The organism is Massilia paldalensis, assembly GCF_044901715.1.
Lineage (GTDB): Bacteria > Pseudomonadota > Gammaproteobacteria > Burkholderiales > Burkholderiaceae_D > Telluria > Telluria paldalensis.
Genome location: NZ_JBJCIU010000001.1, coordinates 1,189,350 through 1,204,066, shown reverse-complemented (window position 1 = coordinate 1,204,066; position 14,717 = coordinate 1,189,350). Strand labels below are relative to the sequence as shown.

Annotated in this window: 12 protein-coding genes; 6 read left to right on the top strand and 6 right to left on the bottom strand. The window is 69.7% G+C overall.

Features of this window, described 5'->3' with window-relative positions; all coding sequences use genetic code 11:
- Positions 1–22 precede the first annotated feature (22 nt).
- The 4 genes from ACI1V7_RS05365 (at position 23) to ACI1V7_RS05350 (ending at position 5,628) form a co-directional block, all read left to right on the top strand.
- Positions 23–568, top strand: coding sequence for a GNAT family N-acetyltransferase (locus ACI1V7_RS05365; protein ID WP_404530707.1), 546 nt, complete (start codon positions 23–25; stop codon positions 566–568).
- Between the two features lie 111 nt (positions 569–679).
- Entirely contained in the window at positions 680–1,549 is an 870-nt protein-coding gene (locus ACI1V7_RS05360) for a phosphate/phosphite/phosphonate ABC transporter substrate-binding protein (protein ID WP_404530706.1), read from the top strand.
- 43 nt (positions 1,550–1,592) lie between these two features.
- Complete coding sequence (locus ACI1V7_RS05355; protein WP_404530705.1) at positions 1,593–4,361, top strand: putative bifunctional diguanylate cyclase/phosphodiesterase; 2,769 nt, start codon at positions 1,593–1,595, stop codon at positions 4,359–4,361.
- A gap of 55 nt (positions 4,362–4,416) precedes the next feature.
- Positions 4,417–5,628, top strand: coding sequence for a pyridoxal phosphate-dependent aminotransferase (locus tag ACI1V7_RS05350; RefSeq protein ID WP_404530704.1), 1,212 nt, complete (start codon positions 4,417–4,419; stop codon positions 5,626–5,628).
- A 120-nt stretch (positions 5,629–5,748) separates the two neighbouring features.
- Here ACI1V7_RS05350 and ACI1V7_RS05345 read toward each other — a convergent pair whose 3' ends face one another.
- Genes ACI1V7_RS05345 through ACI1V7_RS05335 form a run of 3 tightly spaced genes read right to left on the bottom strand, consistent with a single transcriptional unit; the run spans position 5,749 to position 8,964 of the window.
- Positions 5,749–7,074, bottom strand: a complete 1,326-nt coding sequence (locus ACI1V7_RS05345; protein ID WP_404530703.1) for a hybrid sensor histidine kinase/response regulator — start codon at positions 7,072–7,074, stop codon at positions 5,749–5,751.
- Between the two features lie 12 nt (positions 7,075–7,086).
- Positions 7,087–8,541 carry an ATPase domain-containing protein gene (locus ACI1V7_RS05340; protein ID WP_404530702.1) on the bottom strand — a complete coding sequence of 485 codons (1,455 nt, stop codon included), beginning with the start codon at positions 8,539–8,541 and terminating at the stop codon, positions 7,087–7,089.
- Positions 8,542–8,964: a hypothetical protein gene (locus ACI1V7_RS05335; protein WP_404530701.1), complete on the bottom strand. Its 423-nt coding sequence runs from the start codon at positions 8,962–8,964 to the stop codon at positions 8,542–8,544.
- Positions 8,965–9,147: 183 nt separating this feature from the next.
- Here ACI1V7_RS05335 and ACI1V7_RS05330 point away from each other — a divergent pair, with 183 nt between their 5' ends.
- Positions 9,148–10,797 (top strand): M28 family peptidase, encoded by a 1,650-nt coding sequence (locus tag ACI1V7_RS05330; protein ID WP_404530700.1) that lies wholly within the window; start codon positions 9,148–9,150, stop codon positions 10,795–10,797.
- A 109-nt stretch (positions 10,798–10,906) separates the two neighbouring features.
- Positions 10,907–12,688 carry a DUF885 domain-containing protein gene (locus ACI1V7_RS05325; RefSeq protein WP_404530699.1) on the top strand — a complete coding sequence of 594 codons (1,782 nt, stop codon included), beginning with the start codon at positions 10,907–10,909 and terminating at the stop codon, positions 12,686–12,688.
- A 70-nt stretch (positions 12,689–12,758) separates the two neighbouring features.
- Here the strand turns inward: ACI1V7_RS05325 and ACI1V7_RS05320 are convergent, their stop codons facing one another.
- Genes ACI1V7_RS05320 through galU form a run of 3 tightly spaced genes read right to left on the bottom strand, consistent with a single transcriptional unit; the run spans position 12,759 to position 14,700 of the window.
- Positions 12,759–13,280: a hypothetical protein gene (locus ACI1V7_RS05320; RefSeq protein WP_404530698.1), complete on the bottom strand. Its 522-nt coding sequence runs from the start codon at positions 13,278–13,280 to the stop codon at positions 12,759–12,761.
- Positions 13,277–13,813 carry a peptide deformylase gene (def, locus tag ACI1V7_RS05315; protein ID WP_404530697.1) on the bottom strand — a complete coding sequence of 179 codons (537 nt, stop codon included), beginning with the start codon at positions 13,811–13,813 and terminating at the stop codon, positions 13,277–13,279. The genes ACI1V7_RS05320 and def overlap by 4 nt, the downstream gene beginning before the upstream one ends.
- Positions 13,813–14,700 carry a UTP--glucose-1-phosphate uridylyltransferase GalU gene (galU, locus tag ACI1V7_RS05310; RefSeq protein ID WP_404530696.1) on the bottom strand — a complete coding sequence of 296 codons (888 nt, stop codon included), beginning with the start codon at positions 14,698–14,700 and terminating at the stop codon, positions 13,813–13,815. The genes def and galU overlap by 1 nt, the downstream gene beginning before the upstream one ends.
- Positions 14,701–14,717: the final 17 nt, after the last annotated feature.

The window sequence follows — 14,717 nt, the reverse complement described above, 5'->3', positions numbered from 1 at the left end:
TTCTTCATTCCGGAGTCCCACGATGACGATCCTGACCAGCACCCGGCTACGCTTCGAACCGCTCGACGACGTCCACTTCGACGGCCTGCACGCGATGAACGGCGACCCGGAGGTCATGCGCTGGCTGCACGGCCCTTCGACCGCGGACGAGACGCGCGCCATGATCGGCCGGGTGCGCGCGCGCTGGGCTGCCTGGGGCTATGGCTGGTGGGCGCTGCTGGACGCGGCCAGCGGCGAGATGGTCGGCGCGGCCGGCATCCAGCACCTCGGCTTCGATCGCGCCAACCCGCACGAACTGGGCTGGCGCCTGCGCCGTGCCAGCTGGGGCCAGGGCCTGGCCACGGAGGCCGCGTTCACGCTCGTCCGCCACGGCTTCGAGACGCTGGATGCGCCGCGCCTGTGCGCGATCCGCGATCCCGGCAACGACGCCTCACGCCGCGTCATGGACAAGCTCGGCATGCGCCTCGTGGGCATGCAGGTCTGGAATGGCGAAACGGTGCCCGTGCACGCGCTGGAGCGCACCGACTGGGAAGCGAACCGCGCAGGAAACCACAAGGCCGCACGTTAGTAAATCGCTTTCACCTATTGCATCTCGGAAATATGCTATATTTGAGTGTACGAGCAGGAGAGTGCCGCACTTGGCACCGCCTGCAAGCGCCCATCTACCGATTTCCGCACCATGTTTCGTCAAATTTTCTACCGCTTTCCGCGGCTGGCCGCCCTGCTGGCCTTCGCATCGTTGACCTGCGCCCATCCCGGCGCCGGCGCCGCCGAACCGCCGGTCTACCATTTTTCGCCCGTTAATCAATACAATCTGCAGGTATCGGCCAGCTTCTGGAACCCGATCATGCGCTACGTGTCGCAGAAAAGCGGCGTGCGCCTGACCCTGAAACTGGGCCGCACCTCGGCCGACACCACGAGCTACGTCCTCGCGCGCGAAGTCGATTTCGCATTCACCAACCACCTGTTCGGTCCCGAGCGCGCAAGAATGGGCTGGACCGTGTTCGGCCGCCGCGCCGCGCCGCCCGTCCAGGGCCAGATCGTGGTCCCCGCCGATTCCCCCGTGCGCGACCTGCGCGAACTGGCCGGCGGCGCCGTGGCCTTCCCCGGCCCGGAAGCGCTGATCGCCTACAAGGTGACCTACGCCCAGCTGCTGCGCCGCGAGATTCCCGTCGACGTGGTCTTCGCCGGCAATCAGGACGCCGCCTTCACCCAGCTGTTCGCCGGCAAGGTCAAGGCCGTGGGCGCCAATTCCCAGCTGGTGCAGAGCTACACCGGCCGCGAAGGGAAGCATTTCCGCGTGCTGTGGGCCTCGGCCCCGTTCAACGACCTGGCATTGATGGCGTCGCCGCGCGTGCCGGCCGAGCACCTGCGCGCCGTGGCGCGCGCCTTCCTGGGCATGCGCCAGGATCCGGAAGGCCGCAAGATCCTGGACGCCGCCTCGGAGCTCGTCCATGCCGCCGTGCCGTTGTCCTTCGTTCCCGCGACCGACGCCGACTACGCGTCCTACCGCGCCTTCTATGCCGATGCGCCGGCGGACCTGCGCTGACGCTCGGACTGACCCCAACCGCTGATTTCGACGACCGGCTCCCATGCTCCTTCCGCGCTCCTCCACCTCCAACCCCCAGCGCTGGTCCCTGCTGCCGCGCTCCCTCGTGGGGCGCGTGTTCGCCGTGTTCTCGCTCACCCTGCTGCTGTGCCTGTGCACTGGACTGGGTCTCTTCTACCGCTACCAGTTCCTGCAGCACATCGAGGAAACCCAGGACACGGCCATGACGCTGGTGGAGGTGGCGGCCCAGACCATCGAGGACAGCGCCGTGATCGGCGACTACGACACCGTCAAGCGCACGCTGGGCAAGATGCTGTTCCAGTCGCCGTTCAAGCGCGCCGAGTTCATCGACGTGGCCGGCGGCAGGATCCGCCTCGAGGCCCCGCACGTGACGCGGGCGCCGGCCCCGCAGTGGCTGGTGGCGCTGATCGCCTCCAAGCTGTACGACGTCAACCGCATCGCCAACGTGGGCGGCAAGGACTACGGCGTGGTCCGCCTGTCCTTCGACGAGGACAAGCTCGCCGCCCAATTGTGGAACATGGTGCTGGAGATGGCGCTCGTGGCCGGCATCGTGTTCGCCTGCAGCCTGGCGCTGATGCGCACGCTGCTGCGCCGCTGGCTCGTCAGCCTGGGGCGCCTGCGCAAGTTCGAGAACGACGTGGCGGCCGGCCGCGTCAACGCCGACGCGCCCCTGCTGGACGATGCCCCGACCGAGATCCAGGAAGCGATCGCGGCGGTCAACCGCGGCGCCGCCAGCCTGCGCGTGCAGTTCGGCCAGCGCATCGATTCGCTGATGAATTCCCTCATGCAGCACAAGAGCGCGATGGACCAGGCGGCGATCGTGTCCGAGGTCGACGCGCACGGCGCCATCACGGCGGTGAACGACCTGTTCGTCGCCAGCAGCGGCTTCGCGCGCGCGGCCGTGATCGGCCGTCCGCTCGCCGACGTGGGCCAGTCGGCGGGCGGCGGCGCGTCGTGGCGGCCGTCGGACCAGGTCTGGAACGGCGAGGTCGTCATCCACGGACGCCTCGGCACGCGCCAGTGGTACCGCACCGTCGTGCCGATGCTCGACGACGCCGGCAAGGTCGAGCGCTACATCTGCATCGACATCGACATCAGCGAGCGCAAGGAGTTCGAGCGCGCCATCGTGGAAAACGCGCGGCGCCAGACGCTGGCGGCGGAGCTGGGCCGCAAGGCGCTGGCGGCCAACGACCTCGACGAACTGTTCATGGAAGCGGCCACCGCGGCCGCACACGGCCTCGATGCGGCCGGCGCCGCGCTGTTCGAGACCCCCGCCGGCATCGGCGCGCCCGTGCTGCGTGCGGCCAACGGCCTGATCGGCAGTGCGCCCGGGCTGGAGGAAGCCATCGTCTGCGCCGACCGCAGCGTCGCCCTGCTGGCCGTCTACGACGACGAACACCGCCGCTTCACCGACGACGACGCCAGCTTCCTGCGCGGCCTCGCCAATATCCTGGGCACCGCCGTCGAGCGCCACGATGCCAGGAGCCGCCTGACCTACTTGGCCCAGTACGACGCCCTGACGGAGCTGCCGAACCGGCGCCAACTGAGCGACGCGCTGGAAGAGGCGATTTCCGAGGCGGCGCGCCACGGCGGGCGCGCCGCCGTGATGTTCGTCGACCTGGACCGCTTCAAGAACGTCAACGACATGCTCGGCCACGCCGTCGGCGACCGCCTGCTGGTGCAGGCCGCCCAGCGCCTGCAGGCCTGCGCCCGTCCCGGCGACGTGGTGGCGCGCCTGGGCGGGGACGAGTTCGCGCTGGTGCTGACGGAGCTGTCCGACAATGCCGATGCCGCCCTGGTCGCGCAGCGCGTCGTCGAGGCGCTGGCGCGTCCTTTCCATCTCGAGGGCCAGCAGCTGTTCGTGTCGGCCAGCGTGGGCATCGCCAGCTATCCGGACGACGGCGGCAGCGCCGAGCTGCTGCTCAAGAACGCCGACACGGCAATGTACGATGCCAAGAACGGCGGCAGGAACAACTACCGCTTCTTCCAGGCCCGGATGCACGAGAGCACGACCCGGCGCGTGCAGACCGAGACCCAGCTGCGCCTGGCGCTCGAACGGGGAGAATTCCTGCTCCACTACCAGCCCAAGCTGGACCTGGACGCCGGCACGATCAGCGGCTTCGAGGCGCTGCTGCGCTGGAACCATCCGGAACGGGGCCTGGTCGCGCCGCTGGAATTCATTCCGATCCTGGAAGACACGGGCCTGATCCTGCCCGTCGGCGAATGGGTGATCGGCGAAGTATGCCGCCAGCTCAAGGACTGGGAGTCGCGGGGCATGGCGCTGGCGCCGATCGCCATCAATCTGTCGGCGCGCCAGCTGCAGCAGGGCGACCTGCCGGGCGCCATCGAGCGCATCGTGGCCGGCGCCGGCGTGGCCAGCGCGCTGCTGGAATTCGAGCTGACCGAGTCGATGCTGATGTCGGACCCGGAAGCCGCCGTCGCCACCCTGTCGCGCATCAAGGCGCTGGGCATGCGCCTGTCGGTCGACGACTTCGGCACCGGCTACTCGAGCCTGGCCTACCTGAAGCGCTTCCCGCTGGACGCGCTCAAGATCGACCGCACCTTCGTGCGCGACCTGGCCGACGATCCGGACGATGCCGCCATCACCAAGGCCGTCATCCGCCTGGCGCACAGCCTGAACCTGAAGGTGGTGGCCGAGGGCGTGGAAACCATCGCCCAGCTGCGCGAGCTGGAACGCTACCACTGCGACGAGATCCAGGGCTACTACGTCAGCCGTCCGCTGGCGGCCGACGGCTGCGCGGCGCTGCTGGAAAGCGAGGCGGCGACCTGACGCCGCGCCGCAGCGGCGGTAGAATGGCGGGATCGACCTTTCTCACCCTCCTCGCATGTCATCCAACACCGCTTCCCTCGACGGCGCCGCGCGCGCCCTGCAGCTCGCCGCCCGCGTCGAGGCCATCGAACCGTTCCGCGTGATGGAAATGGTCAAGGCGGCCGCCGCCATGAGCCGCGCCGGCATCGACGTCGTCAGCATGAGCGTCGGCGAGCCGGACTTCACGGCGCCCGACGTCGTCGCACGCGCCGCCGTCGCCGCGATCCAGTCCGGCGCCACCCAGTACACGGAATCGCTCGGCCTGCCCGCCCTGCGCGAGGCGATCGCCGCCTGGTATGCCACGAGCCACGGCCTGGACGTGGACCCGCGCCGCATCGTGATCACGGCCGGCGCCTCGGCCGCCCTGCTGCTGGCCTGCGCGGCCCTGGTGGCCGAGGGCGACGAGGTCCTGATGCCCGACCCCTGCTATCCGTGCAACCGCCACTTCGTCAGCGCCTTCGGCGGCCGCCCGGTGCTGGTGCCGTCCGGCGCCGAGGAGCGCTACCAGCTCACGGTCGCCCAGGTCGACGCGCGCTGGAACGCGCGCACGCGCGGCGTGATCGTGGCCTCGCCGTCGAACCCGACCGGCACCTCGATGACCCCGGAACAGACCCGCGACCTCGTGGCGGCGGTACGCGCGCGTGGCGGCTTCGCCATCGTCGACGAGATCTACCAGGGCCTGTCGTATGGCGAGAAGCCCGTGAGCGCCCTCTCGTTCGGCGACGACGTCATCACCGTCAACAGCTTCTCGAAATACTTCAGCATGACGGGCTGGCGCCTGGGCTGGCTGGTGCTGCCGGACGCGCTGGTACCGGCCGTGGAAAAGCTGGCGCAGAACCTGTTCATCTGCGCTCCCACCGTGGCACAGCGCGCGGCGCTGGCCTGCTTCGCGCCGGAAGCGATCGCCGTGTTCGAGGAACGCCGCCTGGAATTCCAGCGCCGCCGCGACTTCCTCGTGCCGGCGCTGCGCGAACTCGGTTTTTCGATCCCCGTGATGCCGGACGGCGCCTTCTACGTGTACGCGGACATCGCCGGCCTGGCGCATCCGGACGCGGCCGACAGCGCCGCCTTCGGCATGGCCGTGCTGCGCGACGCCCACGTGGCGATCGTGCCGGGCGGCGATTTCGGCTTCGCCGCGCCGGAACGGCACGTGCGCTTTTCGTATGCGACGAAGATCGAGCGGATCGAGGAGGCGGTCGGGCGCATCGCGCGGCTGCTGGGGCGCTAACGCCCTGGCGGCGCAACAACCGTCGCCCCGGCGCAGGCCGGGGTCCAATGCCTCGGCACTGCCTGAACGCGTAAATTGGGCCCCGGCCTGCGCCGGGGCGACGTGGCGAGGAGGAAGGCGCTACGCTGCGCGCGCCGCCCCCGCCACCAGCTCGCACAGCACGCCGGCCGTCACCGGCTTGACCAGGTAGCGGTCGAAACCGGCCTGCAGGCCCCGCTCGCGGTCGCCCGGCTGGCCGTAGCCGCTCAGCGCGACGGCGTATGGCACGGCGCCGTCGGGCGCCGCGCGCAGCGCCTGCATCAGCCCCAGGCCGTCCAGGCCCGGCAGCCCGATGTCGCACACGATCACGTCCCAGGACCCGGACAGCGCCAGCGCCAGTCCGCCGGGACCGTCGTGGGCGACGGCGACGTCGTGGCCGTCGGCCGCCAGGCAGCCGGCCAGCGTCAGGCAGGCGTCGACGTTGTCCTCCACCAGCAGCACGCGGCGCGGACCGCCCGGCGCGGCGACGGCGGGCGGCGGCGCGGCCGCGGGGACGGCCTGTTCGCCGCAGCGCGGCAGGCGCACGACGAAGCGGCTGCCCCGGCCGCTGCCGGCGCTGCTGGCCTCGACCGTCCCGCCATGCATGCCGACCAGGTTGCGCACCACGTTCAGCCCCACCCCGAGGCCGCCCTCGGAGCGCGCCAGCGAGCGCGGCCCCTGCGTGAACAGGTCGAAGATATAGGGCAGGACCTCGGGCGCGATGCCGATGCCGTCGTCCTCGACGTGCACCGTGGCCGTGCCGTCGGCCGCATGGACGGCCAGGTGCAGGCGGCCGCCGTCGCCCGTGTACTTGGACGCGTTGGCCAGCAGGTTGGTGAAGACCTGGGCCAGGCGCACGCGGTCGCCCTCGACCGCCACGTCCTCGGGCGGCAGCGCCAGCTCGAGCGACTGGCGCCGTTCGGCGATGCGCGGCTGCACCGTCTCGACGGCATGGCGCAGCACTTCCGCCAGCGCCAGCGGCTCGGGCGCCAGCGTGATCTTGCCGCTGCTGATGCGCGCCGCGTCGAGCAGGTCGTCCAGCAGGCGCGCCATGTGCTCGACCTGGCGCCCCACCACGCGCGCCAGCCGGGTCTGTTCCGGCGTGGCGCCGCGTTCCAGCAGCGACGCGGCCATCGCGATCGGCGACAGCGGGTTCCTCAGCTCATGCGCGAGCATGGCCAGGAATTCGTTCTGGCGCCGGTTGGCCGCCTCGGCGTCGTCGCGCAGGTGCTGGGCGTTGACGGTGGCAAGGACCAGGTGCTCGTTGGCTTCGCGCAGCTGGGCGACCAGGGCCTCCAGCTCGTCCCGGTCGCGCGCGGCGGCGCGCAGGGCGGCAACCTCGGCTTCCAGTGCGCTCAGCCGTTCCTGCGAGGGGGCGCCGTCCTGCGCCCTGCTGCCGTCCATGCCCGTCACCGCCGCGTCGCTCATCCCATCTCCCGCTCAGCTGCGTGGCCAGCCGGTGAGCACGCCTTCGTACGGCACCGGCCGTTCGTCGACCTCGATGCCGCTGCCCGTGATGTGGTACTCGCGCAGCTCGCTGCTGTGGTCGACGCCGCGGACCTTGACCACCATGAGGAACTTGCGCAGCGCGCCGCCCACCTCGGCGAAGCGCATCGCCACCACGGCATCGGCCAGGAAGGCCAGCTCGTGGGGGCTGGTGCGCAGGCTCGGCCGCGAGTCGTCCATGCCCGCCGTCACCAGCACGGTCACGCCGCGCTTGGCCAGCGCGCTGAGCGTGCGGAACACGGTCTGGCGCAGGTCGGCCCGGGCTTCCGGCGCCAGGTACAGGTCGAACTCGGACAGCGAATCGATCACGACGCGGGTCGCGCCGGTGCGGTCGATCGCGCTCAGTATGCCGTCCAGCAGTTCCTCGACGCTGAGCGACAGCGAGCGGGTCTCGACCACGGCGACGCTGCCTTCCTGCGCCATGCGGGCCAGCGCCGCGTTGCGCAGGCGCGCCGTGCCCTTCTCGAAGAACACGGCCACGCCCTTCTCGCCCAGCCCGACGCCCGCTTCCAGGAAGCGCGTGCCGAGCACCGTCTTGCCGATGCCGGTCGGTCCCGTCACCAGCAGCGCGTGGCCTTGCGGCACGCCGCCCAGCATCAGCTGGTCCAGGCCCGGCACGCCGGTCGGGATGCGGCGCGGCTGGAGGTCGGACTGGGTGCCCGGCAGGCGGTCGTCGGCCAGCGGCGGCAGCTCGCGCGGATACACGCGGATGCCCTCGTCGGTGATGCGCATCGTGTGGGCGCCCGTCATGTGCCCCTGGCCGCGCATCTTGATGATGCGGATCTTGCGCAGCATCGAGTTGTCGTCGCTGGCCTGGGCCAGCGCCACCATGCCGTCGGCGACCGTGATGATCGGGTTGGCCTCGACGTCGGCCTGCGTGTATTCGCCGATCAGGAAGGTGGTCGCCTGCCAGGTCGCCATGCGCGAGCCCAGTTCCTGGATGAAGTGCTGCAGGTGGGTCAGGCCTTCGTTGCCGCCGCGCGCGGTCTGCACGACGGAGCGGAACGAGTCGACGAACACGAGGCCCGGCCCGAAGTCCTCGACCTCGTGCATGATCCGTTCGAGCACGCCGTCGAAGTGGCCCGCGCGCAGGTCGTCGGCCAGGTTCACGTAGCGGACCACGGGACCGACCTTGTCCATGTCGAAGAACGGGAACTGCTGCTGGTAGCGCAGCATCTTCAGCGGCGGCTCGCCGAGCACGGTGAAGAACAGGGCGCGCCGCTGCGGATTGGCCAGGGCAAACATGATCTGGTGCGCCAGCGTCGTCTTGCCGCTGCCGGGGGCGCCCGCGATCAGCGTGAAGGAAAACTCGGTCAGGCCGCCGCCCAGGAGAATGTCGAGTCCCGGCACCCCCGTGCTGAGCATCCCCAAGCGTACTTTGTCGGTCATTTACTTTTGCTCCTGTGCTTCTTGCGGCCCATCCCGGCCGTCCGGTTCCTTCCCCGCGTCGGCCAGCAGCCGTGCCGTCAGCCCCTCTCCGATCAACGCGGCGAGCAGTCTGGTGAACGTCGCCAGCAACTCCGCATTGGCCGCGGCGGCCTGGTCGGCATTCACGCCCGCCAGGTCCCGCTCCAGCGTCGCCAGCAGCGCCTCGATCGAGGAACGCTCGCCGCCGACGCTCAGCCAGCCGTGTCGCGGCGCCAGCATGCGCACGGTACGGCCGAACAGCGCGCAGACGCCGCTTTCGCCGATCAGACCGGCAAGCTGGCCGGTGATGCGGCGCCACGGCTGCAACAGGCGCGTTCCCGCGCCAGGCACAGCCGGCACGGGCGCAATCCCGTCGGGTCGGCGCTGGTTATCATCTCTTTCCATCAGGCTTCGCGAAATTATTATCCTTGGCAATCCGCCATTGCGGTCCAGGCATCCACGGGCATTATAGCTGCAATGTCAACCCAGAAAATGTAATCTTGTGACCATCTTGTCAGTTTTACCACTTTCTGTTCATCGCGGCTGTCGAGCTGCTACCATGGGTGTTTGCCATCACCCCGCGATCCCATGTCCCCACGTCTCCCGCGCTTTACCTTCCGCTCCGCCCACGTCGCCGTCGCATTGAGTTCCGCACTGGTCTCCGCCCATCTCGCCGCTGCTCCGGCCGCCGCCCCTTCCGTGCAGGAAGCGCCGCTGCGCGCCCACCTGTCCATGCTGGCCGACGACCTGTTCGAGGGCCGCGGCACGGGACAGCGCGGTGGCGCCCTCGCCGTGCGCTACCTCGAGACCCAGGCTGCCGCCATCGGCCTCGCGCCTTTGAAAGACGGCACCTACCGCCAGAAGGTCGAGATGGTCGGGCAGAAGACCCTGCCCGGCAGCCGCGTGCAGTTCACGGCCGGCGGCAGGACGCTGGACGCCCGGTTCGGCCGGGACGTCGTGTTCGGCAACGCCAACGGCCGCGCGGAGACGGCCCTGTCCGCGCCCGTCGTCTTCGTCGGTTACGGCATCGATGCGCCGGACGAGCGCTGGAACGATTTCCAGGGCGCCGACGTGAAGGGCAAGCTGATCGTGGCGATGGTCAACGACCCGCGCCCGACCGCCGCCGAGCCGAACCGCTTCGCCGGCAAGTCGCTGACCTGGTACGGCCGCTGGGTCTACAAGTTCGAGGAAGCGCTGCGCCAGGGCGCCGCCGGCATCCTGCTCGTGCACACCACCGAATCCGCGTCGTATCCGTGGACCGTGCCCGTCAACAGCTTCTCGCACGAGCAGTTCCACCTGGCCGGCGCCGGCAACGCGCTGCAGGGCTGGATCAGCGAGGACTTCGCGCGCACGCTGTTCAAGCAGGCCGGCCAGGACCTCGACGCCCTGCGCGCCCGCGCGGAAGTGCGCGGCTTCGCGCCGGTGGCGCTGGACGCCACCGCGCAGGCCGAGGTGAAGAGCGCCGTGCGCCAGGTCGTCGAGTACAACGTGGCGGGCATCGTGCCCGGCGCCGACCCGACGCTGAAGGCCGACGCCGTGATCTATTCGGCGCACTGGGACCACCTGGGCATCGATGTTGAAAACGGGAAGCCGGACCACATCTGGAACGGCGCCATCGACAACGCGTCCGGCAGCGCGGCCCTGCTGGCGATGGCGCAGGCCGCCGTCGCCCATCCGGCCCGGCGCACCCAGATCTTCCTGTGGCCCTGCGCCGAGGAACAGGGCCTGCTGGGCAGCCTGGCCTACGTGCGCGCGCCCCTGTGGCCGCTGGCGCGGACGGCCGCGGACCTGAACCTGGACAGCATGAACTTCGTCGGCCGCACACGCGACATCGGCGTGGCCGGCGCCGAGCGCAGCACCCTCGTCGACACGGCCGGCCAGGTCGCCAGGTCGATGGGCCTGAGCCTGGCCCCGCCGACCCCGGACCTGGGCGGCGCCTACTTCCGCGCCGACCACTTCAACTTCGCCAAGGCCGGCGTGCCCGCGTTCAACGTGGGGTCGGCCGTGTTCTCGGGCGACGGCAAGTTCACCTTCGAGCACGACCACGGCGCCGTGGACAAGATGCGCGCCTTCACCAGGGACTACCACCAGGTCACCGACCAGTACGATCCGTCGTGGGACCTGTCCGGCATGGTGCAGCAGGCGCAGTTCACGCTGAACCTCGGCTACGCGGTCGCGAACGCCCCGGCGCTGCCGCGCTGGAAGGACGGCGAGGCGTACGGCAAGGTCAAGCGCTAAGGTCCTAGTGCTTGTGCTAGCGCTGGCGCTGGACGGTCGACGTCGAACGGGTGGCGCCGGCGTATCGATCGCGGGTAAGATCGCTGCTCCACCACTCAACAGGAAGACCATGAAGCAGACCCTGCTCGCCGCCGCACTGTCCCTCGCCCTGTCGGCTGCCCTCGTTCCCGCCGCCCCTGCATGGGCGGCGCCGGCGGCAGCCAAGGCCGGTCCCGCCGATGGCCGCTTCCAGGCAATCTGGCAGGCGGAATGGAAGTGGCGGCTCGAGCAGGGCCTGGCGTGGGACGAGGACAGCCCGCGCGCGCTGCGCGGCGAACTGGCGCGCGTCGATGCGCGCACCCAGGCGGCGCGCCTGGCCTATTGGCAGGACGTGCTGCGCCGCCTCGATGCGATCCGCCCCGAGCAGCTGTCGGCGCCGCGCAGGATCGATTACGCCGTCTACCGCGCCCAGATCGCGGCGTTCGTGCAAGCCCAGCGCTTCCGCGAATACGAACAGCCCGTGAACGCGGACAGCGCATTCTGGAGCGACATCACCTACATCGCCAGGAAGCCGTTCAAGACGGAGGCCGAATACCGCGCCTACCTGCAGCAGCTAGCCGACCTGCCCCGCTACTTCGCCGAGGAGACGGACAATATGCGCGCCGGCCTGGCGCGCGGCTTCACGCCGCCGAAGGTGACGCTGACGGGCCGCGAGGCCCCGCTCGTGAACGTCGCCGGCGCCAAGACGCCGCAGGACACCGTGTTCTACTCGCCGTTCAAGGAGATGCCGGCGACGATGCCCGCCGCCGTGCAGGAAGAACTGCGCGCGCAGGGGACGCGGCTGATCGCCGAGCGGGTGCAGCCGGCCTACGCGACGGTGCTGAAATTCGTGCAGGCCGAGTACTTCCCCGGGGCGCGCACGACGCTCGCCGCCGAAACCCTCCCGGACGGCAAGGCCTATTACCAGTCGAAGATCGTCGAGTTCACGACGACCGACATGACGGCGCAGCAGATCCACCAGGTCGGCCTGGCGGAGATGGCGAAGATCCGCGCCGAGATGGGGCAGACGATGGACAAGGCGGGCTTCAAGGGCGACCTGCCGGCCTTCCTCGCTTTCCTGCGCAGCGACCCGCAGTTCTATGCGAAGACGCCGGAGGAACTCCTGATGCGCGCGGCCTGGATCGCCAAGAAATTCGACGGCAAGGCCGACCAGTACTTCGGCTACCTGCCGCGCCGCCGCTTCGCCATCGTGCCCGTCCCGCCCGACCAGGCGCCCTACTACACGTCCGCGCGCGGCGGCCCCGGCATCTACCTCGTGAACACCTACAACCTGCCGGCGCGCGCGCTGTACAGCCTGCCGGCGCTGACGCTGCACGAATCGGCCCCGGGCCACGCCTTCCAGATGCCGGTGGCGCTGGAACAGCAGGGCGTGCCGCCGTTCCGCCGCGCCTACATCTCGGCCTATGGCGAAGGCTGGGCGCTGTACTGCGAGCGCCTGGGCAGCGAGATGGGGATCTACGAAACGCCGTACGAGACTTTCGGCATGCTGAGCTACCAGGCCTGGCGCGCCGCCCGCCTCGTCGTCGACACGGGCATCCACGCGATGGGCTGGACGCGGGAACAGGCGCAGGCCTATATGCACGACAACACGGCGCTGTCGGACCACGAGATCGAGACGGAAGTCGACCGCTACATCTCCTGGCCGGGACAGGCGCTGAGCTACTACCTGGGCCAGATGGCGATCATGGAAGCGCGCGCCAGGGCGCAGGCCGCGCTGGGAGAAAAGTTCGACCTCCGCGCCTTCCACGACACGGTGCTGCAACTGGGCTCGGTGCCGCTGCCGGTGCTGAAGGCGCGCATCGACACGTTCATCGCGGAGGGCGGCCAGTCGCCGTATCCTGCGTCGAAATAAGTTGCGGAGGGGTCAGAGCCCGGTGTTGCTGTTCAAAGGGCTCTGACCCCGGTGTTCAGCCGCGCAAGCGTCAGAACAGCTTCAGCTTCAACTGCACCGAAATCCCGCCGTACAAGCGGTCCTTGTAGCTCGGGATAATCCCCACGTTCACCCCCACGCGCTGGTACTCGTAGGTCAGCGTGGGAATCGCCGCCGGGAACCAGCCGCCGTCGCGCATGCGCGGGTAGCCGTCGAACGCCGCCAGCGCGGCGCCCACGCGTACCGGGCCGACGGCCCACGGCTGCCAGATCACGCCCGCGTAGTTCGACCATTCACGGTCGCTGTTGTAGAAGCGCCCGACGGCGGCGGCCATCGTGCCGGAGAAGCGGTATTCGGCGCCCAGGCCCTTGTTGGCGCCGTTCAGGTCCTTGTCGCGGTCGAAGTGCCAGGTGGCGAAGCCGGTGTCGACCCACAGCTCGCTCTTCGGCGCCGGATCGATCCAGCTGTACCACGTGGAGGAGGCCTGTTCCTGGGTCTGTTCCTGGGCCTGGGCGGCGGTGCCGGTCAGCAGGCCCGCCACGGCGAGGGCCTGCAGGATGCGGGAAGCGTTCAATCGTCGGCCTTCGGGTCGAGGTGGGGGAACATCACTTCGGTGAACCCGAAGCGGGAAAAGTCCTTGATGCGCATCGGGTACAGGATGCCCAGCAGGTGGTCGACCTCGTGCTGCACGACGCGCGCGTGGAAGCCATCGACCTCGCGCCTGATCGGCTTGCCGTACTGGTCGACGCCTTCGTAGCGCAGCTTCGTGTAGCGCGGCACGCTGCCGCGCAGGCCCGGCACCGACAGGCAGCCCTCGAAGCCCTCCTCCATCTCGTCGGACAACGGGGTCAGCACGGGATTGAGCAGCACGGTCTCCGGCACCGCGGGCGCATCGGGATAGCGCTGGTTCTTGCCGAAGCCGAAGATCACCAGCTGCAGGTTGACGCCGATCTGCGGCGCGGCCAGTCCCGCGCCGTCCACGCTGTGCATGGTCTCGAACATGTCCGCCACCAGCGCGTGCAGTTCCGGCGTGTCGAATGCGGTCACTTTCTCGGCAACGCGCAACAGGCGCGGGTCGCCCATCCTGAGGATCTCGCGGATGGCCATTACGGGTTCTCCTTGCACAGCTGATGCAGGAATTCGCGGTAGCCGGCGGCCGTTTCCGGGTGCTTCATGCCGATCGCCGCCGTCGCCTTCAGGTAGCCCAGCTTGGAGCCGCAGTCGTAGCGCTGGCCCGCGTAGCGGTAGGCCAGCACGCGCTCGCGCGCCATCAGGGCGGCGATGCCGTCGGTCAGCTGGATCTCGCCACCGGCGCCCGTGCCCAGCGTCGCCAGGTGGTCGAAGATGGCGCCGGACAGCACGTAGCGGCCGACCACGGCCAGCGTCGACGGCGCGTCCTCGGGCTGCGGTTTCTCGACGATGCCGGAAACCAGCTCCAGGTCGGGGCGGTAGGGGCTGGCGCTGACGATGCCGTACTGGCGCGTATGCGCGCGCGGCACGTCCTGCACGGCCAGCACGCTGCATTTCTCGTAGGCGTACAGGTCCGTCATCTGGGCCAGCACGGGCTTGTGGCCGTCGGCCGTGTCCATGAAATCGTCGGCCAGCAGCACGGCGAACGGGTCGCTGCCGATCACCGGGCGGGCGCACAGCACGGCGTGGCCCAGGCCCAGCGGCTCGGACTGGCGGATGTAGATGCAGCTGACGTTCTTGGGGATCACCTGGCGCACCAGCTTGAGCAGCCCTTCCTTGCCGGCCGCCTCCAGCTCGGACTCGAGCTCGTAGGCCTTGTCGAAATGGTCCTCGATGGCGCGCTTGTTGCGGCCCGTGATGAACACCAGTTCGTTGATGCCGGCGGCCACCGCCTCCTCGACCGCGTACTGGATCAGCGGCTTGTCGACGATCGGCAGCATCTCCTTCGGCTGCGCCTTGGTGGCGGGCAGGAAGCGGCTGCCGAGACCGGCGACCGGGAACACGGCTTTCTTAATTGCGGTCATTCTCGTACATCCCTCGT

What these genes read in the sequence shown, in the direction of transcription:
- ACI1V7_RS05365 (WP_404530707.1), top strand. Translation starts at nt 23, where the DNA reads ATGACGATCCTGACCAGCACCCGGCTACGCTTCGAACCGCTCGACGAC.
- ACI1V7_RS05360 (WP_404530706.1), top strand. Translation starts at nt 680, where the DNA reads ATGTTTCGTCAAATTTTCTACCGCTTTCCGCGGCTGGCCGCCCTGCTG.
- ACI1V7_RS05355 (WP_404530705.1), top strand. Translation starts at nt 1,593, where the DNA reads ATGCTCCTTCCGCGCTCCTCCACCTCCAACCCCCAGCGCTGGTCCCTG.
- ACI1V7_RS05350 (WP_404530704.1), top strand. Translation starts at nt 4,417, where the DNA reads ATGTCATCCAACACCGCTTCCCTCGACGGCGCCGCGCGCGCCCTGCAG.
- ACI1V7_RS05345 (WP_404530703.1), bottom strand. Translation starts at nt 7,074, where the DNA reads ATGAGCGACGCGGCGGTGACGGGCATGGACGGCAGCAGGGCGCAGGAC.
- ACI1V7_RS05340 (WP_404530702.1), bottom strand. Translation starts at nt 8,541, where the DNA reads ATGACCGACAAAGTACGCTTGGGGATGCTCAGCACGGGGGTGCCGGGA.
- ACI1V7_RS05335 (WP_404530701.1), bottom strand. Translation starts at nt 8,964, where the DNA reads ATGGAAAGAGATGATAACCAGCGCCGACCCGACGGGATTGCGCCCGTG.
- ACI1V7_RS05330 (WP_404530700.1), top strand. Translation starts at nt 9,148, where the DNA reads ATGTCCCCACGTCTCCCGCGCTTTACCTTCCGCTCCGCCCACGTCGCC.
- ACI1V7_RS05325 (WP_404530699.1), top strand. Translation starts at nt 10,907, where the DNA reads ATGAAGCAGACCCTGCTCGCCGCCGCACTGTCCCTCGCCCTGTCGGCT.
- def (WP_404530697.1), bottom strand. Translation starts at nt 13,813, where the DNA reads ATGGCCATCCGCGAGATCCTCAGGATGGGCGACCCGCGCCTGTTGCGC.
- galU (WP_404530696.1), bottom strand. Translation starts at nt 14,700, where the DNA reads ATGACCGCAATTAAGAAAGCCGTGTTCCCGGTCGCCGGTCTCGGCAGC.